The following is a 19,020-nucleotide window of genomic DNA, read 5'->3' as shown; positions in this document are numbered from 1 at the left end:
CAGGTAAGCCGCAGAGCCTTGTTGCGCAGGGGAGTCCGCGGATTTCGCAACCACCGGGAGAGCGCTCCTCAAATAGTCCGTCCGAAAAGCGCAAATGCTATCCAGATATGGCGATATAGCATGCTCCGTCGGCTCCGTTTACACTCTCTAAAATAAATTCCTCTAATTTTTTTTAGACATCGGGGCGACGTTCTTTAGGCTCGTCACCTCCGCCATGATGGCGGGTCAGGCACCCGAACTTCGCATGAAATCGGCTTTTATTGCTTTGACGGATGTTCCGTATCTCAAGCGCGATTCCGGGCACAGGGGTGCCTGTCGGAATGCACTCGGAGACATACCGAGGCTCGGCATTCGAACGAGATATGACAAGCAATCCTGGCTGCGAGACATCCTTCCAACAAACCTCACCGCGAGGGGAGAGTGCATATGAAGAATACCATGAGTTTCGGGGTTGTGGCGCGCTTGGCGCTTGGCTTCAGCGTTCTCCTATTGCTGATGGTCGGCTTGACCACCTATTCGACGGAAAAAGTTGCGCAGATCAACGATAAGCTTGGAACCATCAACGACGTCAACAGCGTGAAGCAGCGGTTTGCTATCAACTATCGCGGCAGCGTGCATGATCGGGCGATTGCCATCCGCGACGTCACTCTGGTGACGTCTGCCGATGAGCGGAAGACCGCCGAGGCATTGATCGAAAAGCTGGCAGCTTCTTACGCCGAGAATGAAAAGCGCATGGCGGATATGGTCGCCTCTCCGGCCGGTGCGACGGAACAGGAAAAGACCATTCTCGGTGAGATTGCAGACATCCAGGCGAAGACCAATCCATTGGTCGCCCAGATCATTGCACTGCAGGAGAAGGGCGACGGCGAGGCCGCCCGCAAGATCCTGCTCGAACAGGCTCGACCGGCCTTCGTTGCCTGGCTTGGCGCCATCAACAAATTCATCGACTATCAGGAAGCGCTGAACAAATCGATTGGCGGCGAGGTTCGCAGCACGGCAAGCGGCTTCAAGCCATTGGCGCTGACCGCGCTCGGCATTGCGGCTGTTCTTTCACTGGTTGCCGCCGCCGTCACCGCACGCACGATCGTCGGCCCGCTGGCAAAACTTCAGCTTTCGCTGAAAGCAATGGCCGAGGGCAATCTTGATGGCGATCGTCGCCTCGAAGCGCGGGGCGACGAGATCGGCAAGCTTGCACGGGCGGTAGCAGGGCTGCGCGACGCAATTTCAGCAAAGGCGGAACGGGAAGCTGACGCCGAGGCGAAGAGAGCCGTGTCGGAGCGGCATCGCCTCGAACAGGATGCCGATGAACGCCGCACCCTTGCCGAGCAGACGGACAAGGCTGTCGGCCAGCTTGGCGATGCATTGCAGGCGCTGGCTGACGGCGACCTCACACAGCAGATCGGCACTCCGTTCATTCCCTCTCTCGAAAAGCTCAGAGCCGACTTCAATTCTGCAGTCGAAAAGCTCCGTGCCGCCATGCAGAAGGTTGCCCAGAACGCCAGCGCCATCGCGGCCGGTGCACAGGAAATCCGCTCCGCCTCCGACGATCTCGCCAAGCGGACCGAACAGCAGGCAGCCTCCGTCGAGGAAACCGCCGCTGCCCTGGAAGAGATCACGACCACCGTTGCCGACTCGAGCAACAAGGCTCAGGAAGCCGGCCAACTCGTTCGCAAGACGAAGGACAGTGCGGAGCGCTCGGGCAGCGTCGTTCGGGATGCGGTCGATGCCATGGGCAAGATCGAATCCTCCGCCACCGAAATCGGCAGCATCATCGGCGTCATCGATGAAATCGCGTTCCAAACCAATCTGCTTGCGCTCAATGCCGGCGTCGAAGCCGCCCGCGCCGGTGAGGCAGGCAAGGGTTTTGCCGTCGTCGCTCAGGAAGTGCGCGAGCTGGCGCAACGTTCCGCCAAGGCGGCAAAAGAAATCAAGGAACTCATCAACGCTTCGAATGGCCACGTGAAAAGCGGCGTTGCCCTGGTTGGCGAGACCGGAAAGGCGCTGAAAGAGATTGCAGAGCAGGTACAGCAGGTCGACGGCAATGTGGGGGCCATCGTCGGCGCTTCGCAAGAGCAGGCGACGGGGCTGAAAGAGATCAATACCGCTGTCAACAAGATGGATCAGGGCACGCAGCAGAACGCCGCCATGGTGGAAGAAGCCACAGCGGCCGCCCACAACCTGGCCAAGGAAGCCGACGCGCTGTTCCAGCTGCTGGGCCAGTTCAACATTGGCGGAGCGGTGGCACCGAAGCGCGTAGCGCAGCCCGCTGCCGCGGCGCCACATGCTCAACCGGCGCCCTCGCCTGCGCGCCAGATGGTTGCCAAAGTGAGTAAGTCGTTCCAGACGAATGGGAATGCGGCATTGGCCGGCGATTGGGAAGAGTTTTAAGTCGCCCTGATTTCCCTCCAGTCTATGCTGGAACGCCAAAGCGGCATGATTTTGCGAAGGGCAGCGTTTGCTGCCCTTCGCATTTGAATCTTATGCCCGAGCCGGAGCCTTGACTGGAAGCAGGGCATTGACAACAACCGCAACGCCTATGTTTGCCGCAAGCGCCAGGAGTCCCGTGTAGACGGTGAAGGGTTCGCCGCCGAGGCTGATCAGATGCAAAGGCTTCCAACCGGCATCCCAGACGAGGAAAGTACCGCCGCCGAAGCCGACGAACCAGCCGGCAAGCAGACCGGGTGCGCGGAACCAATTGGTATAGAGGCCAAAGACCAGCGCCGGAAGCGTCTGCAGGATCCAGATGCCGCCGAGCAGCTGCAGGTCGAGTGCGAACTGCGTCGGCAGGAAGATGATGACGAGAAGCGCACCGATCTTCACCACGAGCGAGGTGATCTTTGCAACCTTGGCCTCACCCGCATCGCTGACGCCGGGGTCGACATAGGCTTTCCAGAAATTGCGGGTGAAGAGATTGGCGGCACCGATGCTCATCACCGCTGCCGGCACCAGCGCGCCGATAGCGATCGCCGCAAAGGCGAAGCCGGAGAACCAGCCTGAAAACAGCGTCTTGAACAGCGTGGGAACAACGTCATTGGCGCTGTCGAGCTTCAGGTTGGCGGCATGCCCCATATAGCCGAGCAGCGCCAGAAGGCCGAGCAGTAGCGTATAGGCGGGCAGCATGATCGCATTCTTGCGGATCGTCTTGCCGCTGTTGGAGGCAAAGATGCCCGTCAGCGTATGCGGATACATGAAGGCCGCAAGCGCCGAACCCAAAGCGAGCGTGGCATAGGCGACATACTGATTGCCGCCGAGCAGCAGGTTGCCGGAACCCTTGGCCTGGAAGGCCGCATCGGCCGAGGCGAAGACGTTGGCGTAGCCTCCGAGTTTCGACGGGATCAGTGCGACGGCCGCGATCACGACGATATAGATCATGATGTCCTTGACGAAGGCGATCAGCGCCGGTGCGCGCAAACCCGCGGAGTAGGTGTAGAGCGCCAGCACGATGAAGGCGATCGCCAGCGGCAACTCGCCATGCAGCCCGAGCGCCTTCAGGACCGCCGTCATGCCGACGAGCTGGAGGGCAATATACGGCATGGTGGCGATGACGCCCGTTGCCGCCACGGCGAGTTCGAGACTGCGCGATCCGTATTGACCGTGAACGACGTCGGCAGCCGTTACATAGCCGAAATCCTTGGCGCGTTTCCACAGCATCGGCATGACCATGAAGACGAAGGGGTAAACGACGATGGTGTATGGCAGCGCAAAGAAGCCGTAGGCTCCGACAGTATAGACCAGCGCCGGGACGGCGATCACGGTGTAGGCGGTATAAAAATCGCCGCCGACCAAGAACCAGGTGATCCAGGTGCCGAAGTTGCGTCCGCCGAGGCCCCATTCATCGATATGGGCCAGCGTTTCGGGCTTGCGCCAGCGGCTGGCGACGAAGCCCATGACCGTGACGAGCGCGAAAAAGAAGATGAAGACGGCAAGCGCCGTGCCGTTGATGTCAGTCGTCATGGCGGGTGCTCCGATAGGCGATCCAGGTCAGCGTCGCAGTGATCGGCACCCAGAGAAGCTGATACCAGTAAAAGAACGGAAAGCCGAAAAGCGACGGCTCGCGGACATTGTAGAAGGGCGGCCAGAGCAGACCTATGTACGGAATGATGAGCAGCCACAGCGCTGCCTTGCTACGTGGTTTTTCCATGTCGGAATACCTTTCAGGCGCCGCGACGGCGGTCGCCATGTTCCAGTTGTCGGCGTGGAAGGCAGGTCTGTCAGCCGGCGGCCGCGGCAGGCCGGGTTCGGGTCGCTTGAGGTTTTTCGACCGATCGAAAGCTGATGTAATACATGTGAATTCCTCCCAACGGCTCGCACTTGGCCAGCCGTGGATGGAGTCCTATGGCGTTGATTTTGTCCTCACAAGATGGGCGCGCCACCGAAATGCCGGAGCCTACCCAGAAGTGGGTAGGCTAGATTTACCCGACTTTCGAGACGATGCCGTGATCGAGCGCGTAGCGGATGAGGCCCGCCGTGGTCGTGATGCCGAGCTTCCTCTTGAGGTTCTTGCGATGGGTTTCCGTCGTGGCGGAGGTTATCCCGAGCACGTCGGCGATCTCCTTATTGCTCCTGCCGGCAACGATCAGCCCGAGAATGTCGCGTTCGCGCGGCGTCAGCGGATCGCTCCCCTCCTCGGCGCGTTCGCCCATCAGCGCGTCGAACACGCCGGACGAGAAATATGTCCCCCCACCTGCCACGGTCTCGATGGCCGAGACGATCTCGTCGGTCGAAACGTCCTTCAGGATGTAACCGGCAGCGCCATGCATGACCGAGGAGGAAATATACTCGCGGCTGTCATGCATGGAGAGCATCACGACCCGCGCCTGGGGAAGTTCGTTCCTGAACAATTCGATTGCATCGATGCCGCTCAGCTTCGGCATGTTGATGTCCATCAGCACGACCTGCGGCAGGACTTGCCGGCCGATCTCGAGACCTGTTTGAGCAAGCCCGGCCGTTCCGGCAACTTCGATATGCTCGAATGTTTCGAGCACGGCCTTCAACCCGTCCAGTACCAGCGGATGATTGTCGATCAAGAGCACCCTGATTTTCGGGCGTTCCGTCATGCGGCTTCAGCCTGCTGGTCGGCGGGACGATTGGCCGATTTCGGCATCATCGCCGTCAGCGTCGTCCCGGTCTCGCTGCTGTTGATCAACAGCAGGCCGCGGAAGTGGGCCATCCGCTCCTGCATGTTGCGCAGGCCGAGACCTGATCTGCCGGAGACCCCCTCCTTGATGCCGTCGAAGCCACTGCCGTTGTCTGTGATAGTCATGCGGGCCCGGCCGCCGTCGCTCCAGAGCTTGACCGTAAGCCGGGAGGCGCCCGAGTGCCGCTCGACATTGTTGAACGCTTCCTGTGCGACGCGATAAAGCGCGGTATTGGCTTCGGCCTTCAGCGTGTCGGTGAAGCCCGAAGCGTCGATTTTCGTCTCGATCCCCGTCCGCTCGGCAAAATGATAACACAGCGCCTCGAGAGCAGCCGTCAGGCCGAGGTCGTCCAGCACGCGCGGGCGCAGATCGTGCGACAGCCGCCTGATTTCCTTAATGGCGCTGTTCAGCGCTTCGACACCGCGGTCAATGGTGACAGCCGCATCGTCGACATTGGTTCTGACTTTACGGCCGGCAAGATCCATCGCATAGCGCACGCCGACGAGATTTTGGGAAATGCCGTCGTGCAACTCGCGCGCCAGCCGTGCGCGCTCTTCTTCCTGCGTATCGATGACCCGCTGTGTCAGCGCCTTGAGCCGGCTGTCGGCCATACGCCGCTCGTGGAACGTCAGCAGCATGCAGGTCGTGAAAACGACGAGCACCGAAGGCACGGCGATCAGCGCGACGATGACGAAGGTCCGTCTTATGTTGGCGCGCATCCCGGCGTTGGCGGCGGCACTTTGGGCAAAGACGTCATCCAGGTAAACGCCGGTGCCGACGACCCAGTGCCATTTGTCGAGACTGACGACGAAGGAGAGCTTGTCGGCGATCTGTCCGGTCGATGGCTTCTGCCATTTGTACTGATGCAGACCCCCGCCCGCTCTTGCCGTGGCGATCAGTTCGGCAATGACCTTGTCGCCATCCGGGTCGGTAAGGTCGAGCCAATTATGCCCATGGCGGAAACTCTGGCGCGGATGGACGATGTTGTTGCCGTCGTAATCGTAGACAAAGAAATATCCGTCCTTGCCGTAATCGAGCGAGGTCAGGATCGCCGCCACCTGCTGCTTGGCGGCTTCGTCATCAGAACCGGCATTGTCATAGATCGTCTGGATGGCGGACAGGGCAAGATTGGTCAGGTTGAGGATCTCGGCTTCCTTGGTCTTCAGCATGTTCTGCTCGAACGTGTCGATGCTGTTCTTGGCGAGGTTTGCCGATTGCCATGTGATGAAGGTGGTGATCGCAAGGATCGAAATGACGAGCGGAACGATCGCCAATGCGATGATCTGGTGTCGTAACGTCAACGATCATTCCTCCCGAGAATTTGCGCCCGGAATTATGCCCTTTGTCAAATGCGAGTCCAGCGGCTTGTCGGAACCAATGCCGGCGGAGCCATCGCGTCTGCGCTATTCCAGCGGGACGAAGAGGCCGAGTTTGACGTCGCGCAGAACGACATTCGTGTGCATGCGGCGGATCTGCGGATTGTCAGCCATGATCAGCGCAGCGATGTCGTCGTAATGCTCGACGTCGCGGGCGGTGACGATCGCAATCAGATCGACCGCGCCTGTGACATAATAGACCTGTTGTATGTGATCCTGCTTCTCAGCCCAGAGGCGGAACTTGGCCAGCGCGTCGTAATTGTCCCGCTCGATCTCCATCCCGACGATGAACACCATCGCTGTGCCCGTCGCCTTGCGGTCGACGACGGCCACCTCCGCCTTGATGATCCCTTCTTCGCGCAGCCGCTTCAGCCGCCTCTGCACGGCCGAGACTGACAGTCCGATCCGTTCGGCGATAGTTTCGGCTTTCAGCTGGCAGTCGCGCTGAACGATATCGAGAATGTCGCGGTCAAAACGATCGAGTTGTTCCATTGTCCAGTCCTAGTTCTCGCCGCAACAATTCGCGCATTCTGCCGTACTTGCCGCACGAGGAAGATTATTTTGCATAAAATATGCAGAATAGACGAAAACTGCGCGAAAAAACCGCGTTATTTTATCATTATCCTTCGCAAATTCAATTCAGCCGGAACCATGCATGCCAGATCAACCCTTTCCTGCTCTTCGCGTCGAAGATCTCCATAAAAGCTTCGGCTCGCAAGAGGTTCTCAAGGGTATCTCGACGCAGGCCGCAAAGTCCGATGTGATTTCGATCATCGGCTCGTCGGGCTCCGGCAAAAGCACCTTTCTCAGATGCATCAATTTCCTGGAAACGCCTGATCGTGGCCGCATTGCCGTAAACGGCGAGGAAATCGCGCTCAAGATGGGGCGGGGCGGCCGGCTGCAGCCGCGCAGCTGGCGGCAGATCGAGCGGATACGGACCGGATTGGGGATGGTCTTTCAGAGTTTCAATCTCTGGGCCCATCGTACGGTGCTGGAAAACGTCATTGAGGCGCCGGTACACGTCATGGGCATTTCGCGGCGCGAGGCTATCGAAAAGGCTGAGGCCCTGCTCCACAAGGTCGGGCTCTTCGATAAACGCGACGCCTATCCCGCTTTCCTCTCCGGCGGTCAGCAGCAGCGTGCTGCGATTGCCAGAGCGCTCTGCGTGGATCCTGATGTCATGCTGTTCGACGAGCCGACATCGGCGCTTGATCCGGAACTGGTCGGCGAGGTGCTGAAGGTCATCCGCGATCTGGCGGAAGAAGGCCGGACCATGCTGATCGTCACGCATGAAATGCGCTTTGCCCGGGATGTTTCCAGCCGTGTTCTCTTCCTGCATCAGGGACGGATCGAGGAGGAAGGCTCGCCGGAGCAGATATTCGGGGCGCCGGTCAGCGCCCGCTGCCGGGAATTCACCGGCCTCAGCGCCCACTGATGCGCATCGATCTATCATCGACAACACAAACCAGGAGAATCCTGCGAATGAAACTGCTCCCCACACTGTTCGCCGGTGTAGCGCTAGCGCTTTCCGCCGTCACCGCACAGGCCGAAGTCCGCTTCGGCGTCATGAACGAATCCTATCCACCCTTCTTCGCCAAGGACGCCTCCGGCCAATGGCAGGGATGGGAGATCGACCTTATGAACGCTGTGTGCGAGGAGATGAAGGAGAAATGCTCGATCGTCGAGATTTCCTGGGATGGTCTCATTCCGGCTCTCCAGAGCAAGAAGTTCGACGTGATCTGGTCGTCGATGTCGAACACCGCGGAACGCTCGAAGGTGATCGACTTCACCGACAAATATTACAACACACCGAGCACCTTGATCGGCCCCAAGGACCAGAAACCGGGCGCCACTGCCGAGGACGTGAAGGGCAAGACCATCGGCATTCAGGTGTCGACGATCCAGTCGGAATATTACAAGAAGTATTTCGCCGACGCTGCCGAGGAAAAGACCTATCAGACGCTCGATGAGGCTTTTCAGGACCTCGCCTCCGGCCGTATCGACTATGTTTTTGGCGATTCACTGGCACTTGACGCTTTCCTCAAAAGCGATGGCGGCAAGGATTGCTGCGCCAAGATGGGCGACGTTGCCGACGACAAGGAGATTCTCGGCGCTGGCGTTTCGGGCGGCCTGCGCAAGGAAGACACGGAACTGAAAGCCAAGCTGAACACAGCCATCGCCGCCGTCCGTGCCAGTGGCCAATACGACGCCATCAACAAGAAGTACTTCGATTTCGACATCTACGGCGCGAAGTAAGCAGCTCAACGATGGCGACCACGCAACAAGGTATTCTGGACCTGCTGTCTCCCTATCCTCCGGGATGGGGCGGCGTTCTTCTGGCAGGCGCGGTCTCCACGGTCGCCATCTCGGCTTGCGCCTTCGCGATCGGCCTGCTGCTCGGCACGGGCGGCGCGCTTGGAAAGCTTTCGGGCAATCGCATACTGCGCCTGCTGCTCGATCTTTATACCACGCTGATCCGCGCCGTTCCCGAGCTGATCCTGATCGTCGGGCTCTATTATGCCGGCACCGATGGCCTCAACCGGCTGCTCGCCGCGTTGGAGCTGCCACCGGTCAATGTGAACGGCTTCGTCGCGGCCGTTGCCGTGCTGGGCTTCGTCCAGGGTGCCTACATGACGGAGGTGCTGCGCGGCGCAATCCTCGCCATTCCCGTCGGCCAGATCGAGGCGGCCAAGGCCTTCGGCATGGGGCCGGTGTTGAGGTTCCGACGGATCCTGCTGCCGGCGCTCCTGCCGAACGCGCTGCCGGGCCTTGCCAATCTCTGGATGTCGGTCACCAAGGACAGCGCGCTGGTCGCGGTCGTCGGCTACCAGGAACTGGCGCTCGCCACCCGTCTTGCCGGGGCAAGCACCAAGCATTACTTCGTCTTTTTCCTTGCTTCGGCCCTTCTCTATCTCGCCATCACTCTTGTTTCCAACGTCGTCTTCAAACTGATCGAGGGACGGGTACGGCGGGGGCAGCCGCGTCTTGCCTGAAGAAAGCGCCCCATGAATTTCACCTGGATCTCTTCCTACTGGCCGCTGCTTCTGACCGGCGCCTGGCAGACTGTTTGCCTGCTGGTAATCTCGGTGGTGTTCGGCTTCGTCATCGCCATAGGCCTCGCCTTCGCGCAGGTCAGCGGCGGCAGACTGACGCGGCTGCTCGCCCGCGGCTACTGCACCTTCTTTCGCGGCACGCCGCTGCTGATACAGCTGTGGCTTCTCTACTATGGGGTTGGCTCGCTGCTGCCGATGGTCCCCGGCATCCGCCAGAGCCTGTTCTGGCCGATCCTGCGCGAGGGCTTCTTCTTCGCGGCCGTCAGTTTTACCCTGAACTACGCAGCCTATGAGGCAGAGGTGTTGCGCGGCGCGCTGCTTGCCGTTCCCAAGGGCGAACTCGAAGCGGGCCGGGCCTTTGGCCTGTCGCCCTGGATGCTGACCCGCCGCATCTGGCTGCCGCGCGCCATTCGCATCGCCCTGCCGACGATTGCGGGAGAGATCGTCATGCAGCTCAAGGCGACGCCGCTCGCCTTTACGGTGACGGTGATGGATCTCTACGCCGTGGCAAACAAGGTTCGGCAGGACACGCTGCTCGTCTATGAACCGCTGCTGGTCGTCACCCTCTTCTATCTCGCGCTGACAGCAGTGATCGCCCGCGTCTTTCGAGGTCTCGAAGCGCAGGTGCCGGTTCGCCGCTAGGCCGACGGAACAGGACCGGCCCATGAACTCCCTGGCGCACGAACCACGCGCACCTCGCCCACTTTGTTATGAAAAGCCCGCCGCCGATGACGGCGCGACAGACTGAATGGAGACTGCTTCATGAGCACGACGCGAATTCTCGATGGCGGCATGAGCCGCGAGCTGCTGCGGCTGGGTGCCGAACTGAAACAACCGGAATGGTCGGCATTGGCGCTGATCAATGCACCGGATATCGTCCGTAGGGTACACCGGGAATTTATCGCCGCCGGTTCTGAGGTCGTTACGACGAACAGCTATGCGCTCGTGCCCTTTCACATCGGCGAGGATCGGTTCCGGAAGGAAGGGCCGGCGCTGATCCGTCTCGCCGGTCGCCTGGCGCGCGAGGCGGCGGATGCCGTTACCGATCGGAAGGTGCTGGTTGCCGGGTCGCTACCGCCGATCTTCGGTTCATATGAGCCGCAGAATTTTCAGCCTTCGCGGGTGCAGGATTATCTCCAGGTGCTTGTCGAGAACCTCGGCCCCTTCGTCGATATATGGCTCGGCGAGACGTTGAGCCTGATCGCCGAGGCAGAGGCCGTCCGCAAGGCGGTGGCGACATCAGGCAAGCCGTTCTGGATTTCCTTCACATTGGCGGATGACGAGGCAGCCATCAGTGGCGGCGAACCGAAGCTTCGCTCCGGAGAAAAGGTCGAGGATGCGGCATCCTGGGCGGTTTCATCGGGCGCTGAAGCTCTGCTGTTCAATTGCAGCAAGCCCGAAGTCATGCAGGCGGCTGTGGAGACGGCAGCCCGGGTCTTCCGAAAGATGGATGCTCGCATCGAAATCGGCGTCTATGCCAATGCCTTCGAAGGGGAAACAGGCGACGCAGCCGCCAATGAAGGCCTGCACGATACCCGCGCCGATCTGAATGACGACGCCTATTCGCGTTATGCCTGCTCCTGGGCCGAAGCCGGCGCGACCATCATCGGCGGCTGTTGCGGCATTGGCGCCGCCCATATCCATCGCTTGAGGAAGACGCTTTTGGGTTAAAGCGGCACGTCGGGAACTCGGCTATGTCGCAATTGTCATTTGGCGTTTGACGCCGTCTTCTGGAGTTCGAGGAGAAGCTCGATCAACTTGGGGGCCATCTCCTTTATTTCTGAAAGGTGGACGGCGCTCAGTCGCGTCAGCATCTCGTCCGCTTTGTCAGTGAGCAGAATCGTCTGGCGGCGCCTGTCGGCCGGATCGGCATGACGTTCGACCAGTCCCGCGTCCGACAGCCGCCCGACAAGTTCGGTCGCCGTGTGCGGCGCGATGATCAGCCGCTCGGCTAGCATGCCGATGGTCATGGCATCGCCCCGCTGTCCCTTGATCGCCAGGAGGGCCTGATGCTGCTGTACGGGCAGCCCTTCCGAATGGGCGGCAGAGGCGCTGAAGTCCATGAACTGGCGAAGCGCGAATCTGAGGTCGGCGAGAGCCTCGTAATCCTCCTGTCTCAGCGGCGGCGCGGTCTTCTTCAAAGCTCTTCTCCTCTGCCTCAGCGGCTGCCATGGTCGGCAGCCATTCGGCCATCTCGAATAGAGGGGCACCCGACAACCGGTCAAGGGAGGCATCTACTGAGACATTTTCGTCTGCATGATTTCATCCATTGATTTATATCGTATCACGATATATTGACGCCCCTCAAGCGTACCATTTCCGCGTAGCAGAGGCTTCCATGGCGCAGCATCAACCAAGCAACCGGCCGCACGATTTCACCGGCGGCCTTTCCCGGCGCGAGGCCGGCGATTTCACCACCGACAGGCGGGTCCTCCTGCTGGTCGGCATGTCCATTATTGTCGGCACCGCCGGCGCATTTGCCGCCTGGTGTCTCGTCAGCCTCATCGCGCTGGTGACGAATGTCATCTGGTTCGGAGAGATCGGCATCCAGCCCGCCTCTCTGGCTGCCGTTCCGCGTTCGCTATGGGTGGTGCTGGTTCCGCCGCTGGGCGGTCTCGTCATCGGACTGATGGCTCGCTTCGGATCGGAGAAGATCCGCGGCCACGGCATTCCCGAGGCGATCGAGGCGATCCTGATCGGCGGCAGCCGGATGTCGCCGAAGGTCGCGGTCCTCAAGCCGCTGTCGTCGGCGATCTCCATCGGAACCGGCGGTCCGTTCGGCGCCGAGGGGCCGATCATCATGACCGGCGGTGCGATCGGATCGCTTTTCGCACAATTCTTTCACATGAGTGCGGCCGAGCGGAAGACGCTGCTCGTCGCCGGCGCGGCTGCAGGCATGACGGCGATCTTCGGTTCGCCGATTGCCGCGGTCATGCTGGCGGTCGAACTGCTGTTGTTCGAATGGAAACCGCGCAGCTTCATTCCCGTCGCCGTCGCCGCCTGCGTGTCGATCTGCTGGCGCCCGCTGCTGTTCGGCACCGGCCCGCTGTTCCCGACCCACTTCCAGGTAGACTTGCCCTGGTGGGGGATTTTCGCCTGTGCGGCGATGGGCATCATCTCAGGCCTGCAATCCGGATTACTGACGACACTGCTCTACCGGATCGAGGACCTGTTCGAAACCTTGCCGATCCACTGGATGTGGTGGCCGATGCTCGGCGGTCTCGTTATCGGCCTCGGCGGTCTGATCGAGCCGCGGGCAATGGGCGTCGGTTACGACATCATCGATGGCTTGCTCAACAACCGGCTGCTCGCCCCGGCTGTTATGTCGATCCTGCTGGTGAAGACCGTCATCTGGTTGTTTGCCCTGTCGTCCGGCACTTCGGGCGGCGTGCTTGCGCCGCTTCTCATCTTCGGCGGTGCTCTCGGATGGCTGGTCGGCCTTCTCATGCCGGGCAACGATCCCGGCTTCTGGGCGCTGCTCGGAATGGCGGCGATGATGGGGGGAACCATGCGCGCGCCGCTGACGGGCACTTTCTTTGCGATGGAGATCACCGGCGATGTCAGCGCGCTCGTTCCGCTGCTTGCCGCAACCGTGGTGGCCTATGCCGTCACCGTCCTTCTGCTGCGCCGCTCGATCCTCACCGAGAAGATCGCGCGCCGCGGTCAGCACATCACCCGCGAATACGGCGTCGACCCGTTCGAACTATCCCGGGCAACGGAGATCATGATCAGCGATGTCGACACGCTTCCCGTCACCATGACGGTGGGAGAGGCGTGCGATTTCTTCGCCTCTCAGCAGAAAACGCACCGGATCTATCCGGTGGTCGATGCAGCAGGCAGGCTAGCCGGCGTCGTATCGAGAGCCGACGCTCTGCTCTGGCAGGGGAATCCGGACCTCGCCAGTCAGACGCTTGCGGAAAACGTGACTGATGATTCCGTTCCGGTGGGGCATCCGGATGATACGGTCGCATTCATCGCCGATCTGATGCTGTCGACCGGCGACGGACGCATTCCGATCGTCGATCCGACCTCAGGGAAATTGTGCGGCCTGATCGCCCGCAAGGATCTGCTGCGGCTGCGCAGTTCCTACAGGTCGGCGGAACTGGATCGGCGGCCGTATCTCACCGCCGGAGCGAGGAGCAAGTTGCAATAGCGTTCCGCGGGCGTCCTCCGCATCGCTACTGCTACTGCCGCGCGCCGCATGGATCAGGTCCCATGCGGCGCGCGCTGACGCCTGAAGACTTCAGTGCAGTCCGAACAGGTTCAGCAGCTCTTCGCGGTGTCGAACGAAATCCGGTGCGCTGCGGTCGCGAGGACGGGGCAGATCGATTTCGATCAGACGCGGCTCGCCGCCCTTTTCCCGTGGCAGGATCAGGATCCGGTCGGCCAGGTAGATCGCCTCTTCGAGATCGTGGGTGACGAGGATGGTCGTCACATCCTCATCGCGCCAGATCCGTGCGAGTTCCTGCTGCATGCCGATCTTGGTCATTGCGTCGAGCGCGCCGAGCGGTTCGTCGAGCAGCAGGATCTCGGGCTGGACGGCCAGAGCCCGGGCGATGCCGACGCGCTGGGCCATGCCGCCGGAGAGCTGCCGGGGATAGGCCGCCTCGAACTGCTGCAGGCCGACGAGCTTGACATAATGGCGCGCCCGTCCCCTCGCCTGCTCACGCGACAGACCTCTTGTTTTCAGCCCGAAGGCCACATTGTCGAGCACGGTCAGCCAGGGCAGAAGGCGCGGTTCCTGAAAGATGACGGCGCGCTCTGCGCCGACGCCTCGCACTGCCTTGCCATCGACGAGAACCTCGCCCGTGTCGGAATCCTCAAGACCGGCCAGAACCCTGAGCAGGGTTGTCTTGCCCGAGCCGCTGGGGCCGACGATGGCGAGGCTTTCGCCGGAGCGGACGTGGAGGTTGACATCCCTGAGAACCTGTAGAGGTGCCCCGTTCAACCTGTAGGATTTGGAGAGGTGACGGATCGTCACTTCTCCGCGGCGCGTGTCCTCAGCGATGCTCATCACCATTCCTCAGTTGCTTGCCGGCTTGGCATCGGCGGTAAAGAGGATGTCTTTGGCCGCAAGCTGGCCCTGCTTCAGCTTACCTTCGCGAACCAGCACGTCGATCCAGAACTGGATGTCGCGCTCGACCGGCAGACCGCCGGCGCGCACACCATAGCCGCGGAAGTATTGCGCGATATTAGCGTTCTCGCCGCGCTCGCTGAGGGCCTTGGCCAGGACCTTCTTGGTTTCCTCAGGATGTTCGCGGGCATAGTCGAGGGCGCGGGCCGACTGCTCGACGAAAATCTTCGAGACCTCCGGATGCTGGCGAATGAAATCGCGGCGCAGTACCACGAAGCCCCCGGCAATGTCTCCAAGCACGTCGGTATCGTCAAAAATCGCGCGCAGGCCGCCATTCTTGAGCGCGGCCCCCTCGAAGGTCGTCTGCCAATAGCCGAAGGCGGCAATATCCACCTGTTTGGAGCGCAGCACCTGCTCAAGCTGCGGCCCGGGAACGACGATCTGATTGGCTGCGTCCGTCGGCAGGTCGACGGAATGCAAGGCCTCGCGGATGGTATAGTCGAGATGCGCGCCGAGCGTATTGACCGCGATGCTCTTGCCGGCGATGTCCTTGATACCCTTGATGGGGCTGTCTTCCAGCACGTAAAAGGTCGACTGCACCTCATCATTGATGCCGTTCGAGGGATAAGCGGCGACGAAATCATTGCCGCCGATGATCGAATTCAGGACGGCGGAGGTTGCTGCGCTGCCGATCTCGACATCACCGGATGCGAGAGCGATGAGGGAGGTCGGGCCACCCTGGGCATAGCCGACATTTTCCAGCGTGATGCCCGTGCCGTCGAAATAACCGAGTTCGGCGGCGAGTTCATGGGCGGCAAGACCGCCCTGGCTGGCGAGGTAGCGCAGCTTCACCGTATCGGTGGCTGCGGCCGGCGTGGCAAGACCGAGAGCGATCACAGCCGGCAGAAGGATGTGGCGGGGATGGAATGTCATTTGGTGGTCCTTTTCGGAGGAGGAAATTCGGTGAAAGCAGGTCAGCGGCTCGGCTGAGACCAGCGGCAGAGACGGCGCTGCAGCAAAACGAGCAAGGCATTGGCGGCAAGCCCGAGGAAGGCGAGCAGAAGGATCGCCGCAAACATCAGCGGGATCTGGAAATTGTACTGGGCGTTCATCACCTGGAAGCCGATGCCCTTGTTGGCGCCGATCATCTCGGCGGCAATCAGCAGGAGAAGCGCAGTTGTCGCCGAAAGACGCAGGCCGACGAAGATCGCAGGCACCGACGCTGGCAGGATGACGCGGTGGAAGATGGTCAGCGATCCTGCGCCATAGGTCCGCGCCATCTCGATGAGCTTCTTGTCCACCTCCTTGACGCCGCTGATCGTGGCGAGCAGGACCGGAAACAGCGTCGCCCAGAAGATCACGAAGATCTTGGATGTCTCGCCGAGGCCGAGCAGCAGGATGAAGACCGGATAGAGCGCGAGCGCCGAAGTCTGGCGGAAGAGCTGCAGGATCGGATCGAGCGCCTGTTCCACAGCACGAACCTGGCCCATGAACAGGCCGAGCGGAATGCCGATCACGACGGCAAAGGCAAAGGCGGTTCCGGATCGCTGCAGACTGATGGCGATATCATCCAGCAGTGCACCGTTGGCAAGATTGGTCCAAAGAGCAGAAAGGATGATGTTCAAGGGCGGGAAGACGGCGGGATTGACCCAGCCTCTGGTGCTCGACACCTGCCAGAGCACGAGGAAGCCGATGAGAAGGCCATAACGCGGCAAAAGCGATGCGAGCACGCCGCGCACATGCGAGGCGAGAGGGGAAATATTGCTTTCGCTGCTCTTCAGGCGGCCGAAGCTTCTCGGAAGAGTCTGGTTGATCTCATAAGACATGGACCGCTCCTCACTCTGCTGCCTGGAGAGCGGCACGTCCTGCAGCCCATCGATTGGTCGGGAAAGGCAGGCCGAGGTTTTCGCGAAGCGTCTTGCCCTCATAAGCCGTCCGGAACAGGCCGCGGCGCTGCAGTTCCGGGATGACCAGATCGACGAAATCGTCGAGCGCTGTCGGCAGCCAGGGCGGCAGAATGTTGAAGCCGTCGGCAGCTTCGTTCTCGAACCATTTCTGCAGCGTATCGGCGATCTGTTCGGGCGTTCCGACGATGGTGTAGTGACCGCGGGCGGAGGCAATCCACTGATAGAGCTGGCGAATGGTGAAGTTGTTTTCGTCGGCGATCTGGCGGATGAGGGCCTGGCGGCTCTTCATGCCTTCCGTCGGCGGCGCGGGCGGCAGAGGCCCGTCGAGGTCATAACCGTGCAGGTCGAGCGTGCCGCCGGTCAGCCCATTGAGGAGGCCGATCCCGTCTTCTTCGACGATGAGCGAGGTCAGACGGTCGTATTTCTCGCGCGCTTCCGCTTCGGTCCTGCCGACGAAAGCGGATACACCGGGCATGACGAGGATGTGATCGGGGTTTCGGCCGAGACCACGGGCGCGTGCCTTGATGTCCCGGTAGAACTCCTGGGCGGTTTCGATATGCTGATGGGCGGTGAAGATGACCTCGGCCGTTGCTGCGGCGAGCCCGCGTCCGTCTTCGGATTGGCCGGCCTGGACGATGACGGGATGCCCCTGCGGCGATCGCGAGACGTTGAGCGGACCGCGCACGTTGAAGTGCTCGCCGCGGTGGTCCGTATCGTGCAGCTTCGACGGGTCGAAGAACACGCCGGATTCCTTGTCGCGTATGAACGCGTCATCTTCGAAGCTTTCCCAGAGTTTGCGGACAACGTCGACATGCTCGGCAGCGCGGCGATATCGGTCGGCATGTGGAAGCTGCGTATCGCGGTTGAAGTTCCGCGCCGTCAGGTCGCCCGTGGTGGTGACGACATTCCAGCCGGCACGGCCCTCCGAGATCAGATCCAGCGAGGCGAACTTGCGGGCGGTCGTGTAAGGCTCTTCGTAGGTGGTCGAGGACGTGGCGATAAAGCCGAGATGGGTGGTGAAAGGCGCAAGAGCGGAGAACAGCGTCACCGGTTCGAAGCCGGCGACGCGGGCGTTGCCGCCTTCGCGTGCTCCACCGAAACCGACAGCCAGTCCGTCGGCCAGGAAATAGGCATCGAAGAGCCCGCGCTCGGCCGTCAAAGCGAGACGTTTGTGAAACTCGAAACTGGTCGCGCCATCGGCCGGCTGGTCGGGATGCCGCCATGAAGCAACATGCTGTCCGCCACCGGGAAGAAATGCCCCAAGTCTGATTTTCCGTGTCATTTCGTGTCCTCTCCGTTTGCCGTCAACAGCTCGGCCTTCCCCAAGGCCAAGTATAAAATTGGCTGTTGGACTGCTAAAATACGTTCTCTATTAATTTTATAGAGAAACTTAATTTCATAGTTTCGGAGGAAGAGTGAATAGATTTCCCGGATTGGCGTGAAATCGGAAATCAACGATCGGTGTGGCTACTCCGGGGTATGCGAGCGCGGGCCGGCAAGCGGGATCTGCAGGCGTGGCGAAGAGCCCCGGCTGGGACGACAATGGGCTAGTTCTTCTTAGCGTCCCGTGCCCGCCGCAGCACCGCCGGAGCGAGCATGATCCGATTGACGAGCATGGAATTGAATGCCGGCTAAGCACGAGCATCCGTGCCACCTGACATCGATGCCTTGATGTACTCAGGCATCAGCCTCGTTTCGGCCGGGTCGGGGCATGGTCGAGGCCGGCGGCCGCCTTCTTCAGGCAGTCGAGGTAGCGGTCGCGGTTGGCAATGCCATCGTCGCGCGGCGTGACGAGGCAGAGCGTTGCGGCGGCATGACCTTCCTCGCCCCGCACCGGTACGGCAAAACAGTGGGTGAAGCTGTCGACGATGCTGTTGAAGGTGAAGAGACCTTCACGCTCGGCCTGGCGCACCTCGGCGATGAAGGTTTGCGGCTCGAGCCATTCGCCGTTCGGCAGGCGGAAATCCTGCGGCGGAATGAAGGTCAGGATCTCCTGATCCGACAGATGCGCGACGAGCAGGCGGCCCGAGGCCGTCCACGGGATCGGCACCGACTGCCCGACATCCGTCGAAATGCGGAAGGGGCGTGCGCCTTCGCGCATGCGAACGACCGTGTATCTGTTTCCATCCAGCATGCAGAACTGCGCCGTCTCCCGCGTCTCGTCGGCAAGCTGTTCCAGCGCCGCCTCGCATTCGCGGGTGAAGTCGAAATGGTTCTCATAGGCTGCGCCGAGGAAATACAGCTTGCGGCCGAGATAGACACGCCCCTCGCCGCCGGTGAATTCCAGAATGCCGTTCTGCAGTAGCAGGTTGACGAGCTCGTAAACCGACGAGCGCGGTGCGCCGATCTGTGCGGCGATTTCGTTCGGCTTCAAGGCCTGCCGCTTCTGGCGCAGGAAATCGAGGATCTCGAAGGCGCGGTCGAGCCCTCGGGCGCGCTTGCCGGCTGCTTCGTCCTGAACTGCATCCATTG

General features: G+C 61.1%; 18 protein-coding genes. 7 read left to right on the top strand and 11 right to left on the bottom strand.

Annotation, left to right across the window (positions count from 1 at the left end):
- Positions 1-426 precede the first annotated feature (426 nt).
- Entirely contained in the window at positions 427-2,388 is a 1,962-nt protein-coding gene (locus BS629_RS00425; protein ID WP_018246851.1) for a HAMP domain-containing methyl-accepting chemotaxis protein, read from the top strand.
- Positions 2,389-2,478: 90 nt separating this feature from the next.
- On the opposite strand, the gene mctP is transcribed toward BS629_RS00425, so the two are convergent.
- The 5 genes from mctP to BS629_RS00400 all read right to left on the bottom strand — a co-directional run bounded on the left by mctP (position 2,479) and on the right by BS629_RS00400 (position 7,006).
- A complete protein-coding gene (mctP, locus tag BS629_RS00420) occupies positions 2,479-3,954 on the bottom strand; it encodes a monocarboxylate uptake permease MctP (protein ID WP_018246852.1) in 1,476 nt (491 codons plus the stop codon).
- On the bottom strand, positions 3,944-4,141 hold the full coding sequence (locus tag BS629_RS00415) for a DUF3311 domain-containing protein (protein WP_018517713.1): 198 nt from the start codon (positions 4,139-4,141) through the stop codon (positions 3,944-3,946). Before BS629_RS00415 ends, mctP begins: the two co-directional genes overlap by 11 nt.
- 271 nt (positions 4,142-4,412) lie before the next feature.
- Positions 4,413-5,057 (bottom strand): two-component system response regulator MctR, encoded by a 645-nt coding sequence (mctR, locus tag BS629_RS00410; RefSeq protein WP_018246854.1) that lies wholly within the window; start codon positions 5,055-5,057, stop codon positions 4,413-4,415.
- A complete protein-coding gene (mctS, locus tag BS629_RS00405) occupies positions 5,054-6,439 on the bottom strand; it encodes a two-component system sensor histidine kinase MctS (RefSeq protein ID WP_018246855.1) in 1,386 nt (461 codons plus the stop codon). Before mctS ends, mctR begins: the two co-directional genes overlap by 4 nt.
- 102 nt (positions 6,440-6,541) lie before the next feature.
- Complete coding sequence (locus BS629_RS00400) at positions 6,542-7,006, bottom strand: Lrp/AsnC family transcriptional regulator (protein ID WP_018246856.1); 465 nt, start codon at positions 7,004-7,006, stop codon at positions 6,542-6,544.
- 163 nt (positions 7,007-7,169) lie between these two features.
- Here BS629_RS00400 and BS629_RS00395 point away from each other — a divergent pair, with 163 nt between their 5' ends.
- The 5 genes from BS629_RS00395 to BS629_RS00375 all read left to right on the top strand — a co-directional run bounded on the left by BS629_RS00395 (position 7,170) and on the right by BS629_RS00375 (position 11,238).
- Positions 7,170-7,949, top strand: a complete 780-nt coding sequence (locus BS629_RS00395) for an ABC transporter ATP-binding protein (protein ID WP_018246857.1) — start codon at positions 7,170-7,172, stop codon at positions 7,947-7,949.
- 47 nt (positions 7,950-7,996) lie between these two features.
- Entirely contained in the window at positions 7,997-8,770 is a 774-nt protein-coding gene (locus BS629_RS00390) for a transporter substrate-binding domain-containing protein (RefSeq protein WP_026188805.1), read from the top strand.
- Between the two features lie 11 nt (positions 8,771-8,781).
- Positions 8,782-9,507, top strand: a complete 726-nt coding sequence (locus tag BS629_RS00385; RefSeq protein ID WP_018246859.1) for an ABC transporter permease — start codon at positions 8,782-8,784, stop codon at positions 9,505-9,507.
- Positions 9,508-9,519: 12 nt separating this feature from the next.
- The gene (locus BS629_RS00380; RefSeq protein ID WP_018246860.1) at positions 9,520-10,209 is read left to right on the top strand and encodes an ABC transporter permease; all 690 of its coding nucleotides are present in this window, start codon (positions 9,520-9,522) and stop codon (positions 10,207-10,209) included.
- A gap of 120 nt (positions 10,210-10,329) precedes the next feature.
- Positions 10,330-11,238, top strand: coding sequence for a homocysteine S-methyltransferase family protein (locus BS629_RS00375; RefSeq protein WP_018246861.1), 909 nt, complete (start codon positions 10,330-10,332; stop codon positions 11,236-11,238).
- Positions 11,239-11,273: 35 nt separating this feature from the next.
- Here the strand turns inward: BS629_RS00375 and BS629_RS00370 are convergent, their stop codons facing one another.
- Positions 11,274-11,708, bottom strand: a complete 435-nt coding sequence (locus tag BS629_RS00370; RefSeq protein ID WP_018246862.1) for a MarR family winged helix-turn-helix transcriptional regulator — start codon at positions 11,706-11,708, stop codon at positions 11,274-11,276.
- A gap of 197 nt (positions 11,709-11,905) precedes the next feature.
- Between BS629_RS00370 and BS629_RS00365 the strand changes: the two genes are divergently transcribed.
- A complete protein-coding gene (locus tag BS629_RS00365; RefSeq protein ID WP_018246863.1) occupies positions 11,906-13,720 on the top strand; it encodes a chloride channel protein in 1,815 nt (604 codons plus the stop codon).
- 90 nt (positions 13,721-13,810) lie between these two features.
- On the opposite strand, the gene BS629_RS00360 is transcribed toward BS629_RS00365, so the two are convergent.
- From BS629_RS00360 to BS629_RS00340, 5 genes are all read right to left on the bottom strand, one after another.
- Entirely contained in the window at positions 13,811-14,581 is a 771-nt protein-coding gene (locus tag BS629_RS00360) for an ABC transporter ATP-binding protein (RefSeq protein WP_018246864.1), read from the bottom strand.
- 9 nt (positions 14,582-14,590) lie between these two features.
- On the bottom strand, positions 14,591-15,574 hold the full coding sequence (locus tag BS629_RS00355; protein WP_018246865.1) for an ABC transporter substrate-binding protein: 984 nt from the start codon (positions 15,572-15,574) through the stop codon (positions 14,591-14,593).
- Positions 15,575-15,615: 41 nt separating this feature from the next.
- Positions 15,616-16,467, bottom strand: a complete 852-nt coding sequence (locus BS629_RS00350; protein ID WP_018246866.1) for an ABC transporter permease — start codon at positions 16,465-16,467, stop codon at positions 15,616-15,618.
- A gap of 10 nt (positions 16,468-16,477) precedes the next feature.
- Positions 16,478-17,830, bottom strand: a complete 1,353-nt coding sequence (locus BS629_RS00345; protein WP_018246867.1) for an LLM class flavin-dependent oxidoreductase — start codon at positions 17,828-17,830, stop codon at positions 16,478-16,480.
- Positions 17,831-18,232: 402 nt separating this feature from the next.
- Positions 18,233-19,018, bottom strand: a complete 786-nt coding sequence (locus tag BS629_RS00340) for an IclR family transcriptional regulator (protein WP_018246869.1) — start codon at positions 19,016-19,018, stop codon at positions 18,233-18,235.
- Between the last annotated feature and the right edge of the window lie 2 nt (positions 19,019-19,020).

The organism is Rhizobium leguminosarum bv. viciae USDA 2370, assembly GCF_002008365.1.
Lineage (GTDB): Bacteria > Pseudomonadota > Alphaproteobacteria > Rhizobiales > Rhizobiaceae > Rhizobium > Rhizobium leguminosarum.
The sequence above is the reverse complement of the archived record's forward strand: the minus strand, read 5'-3'. Positions and strand labels throughout refer to the sequence as shown.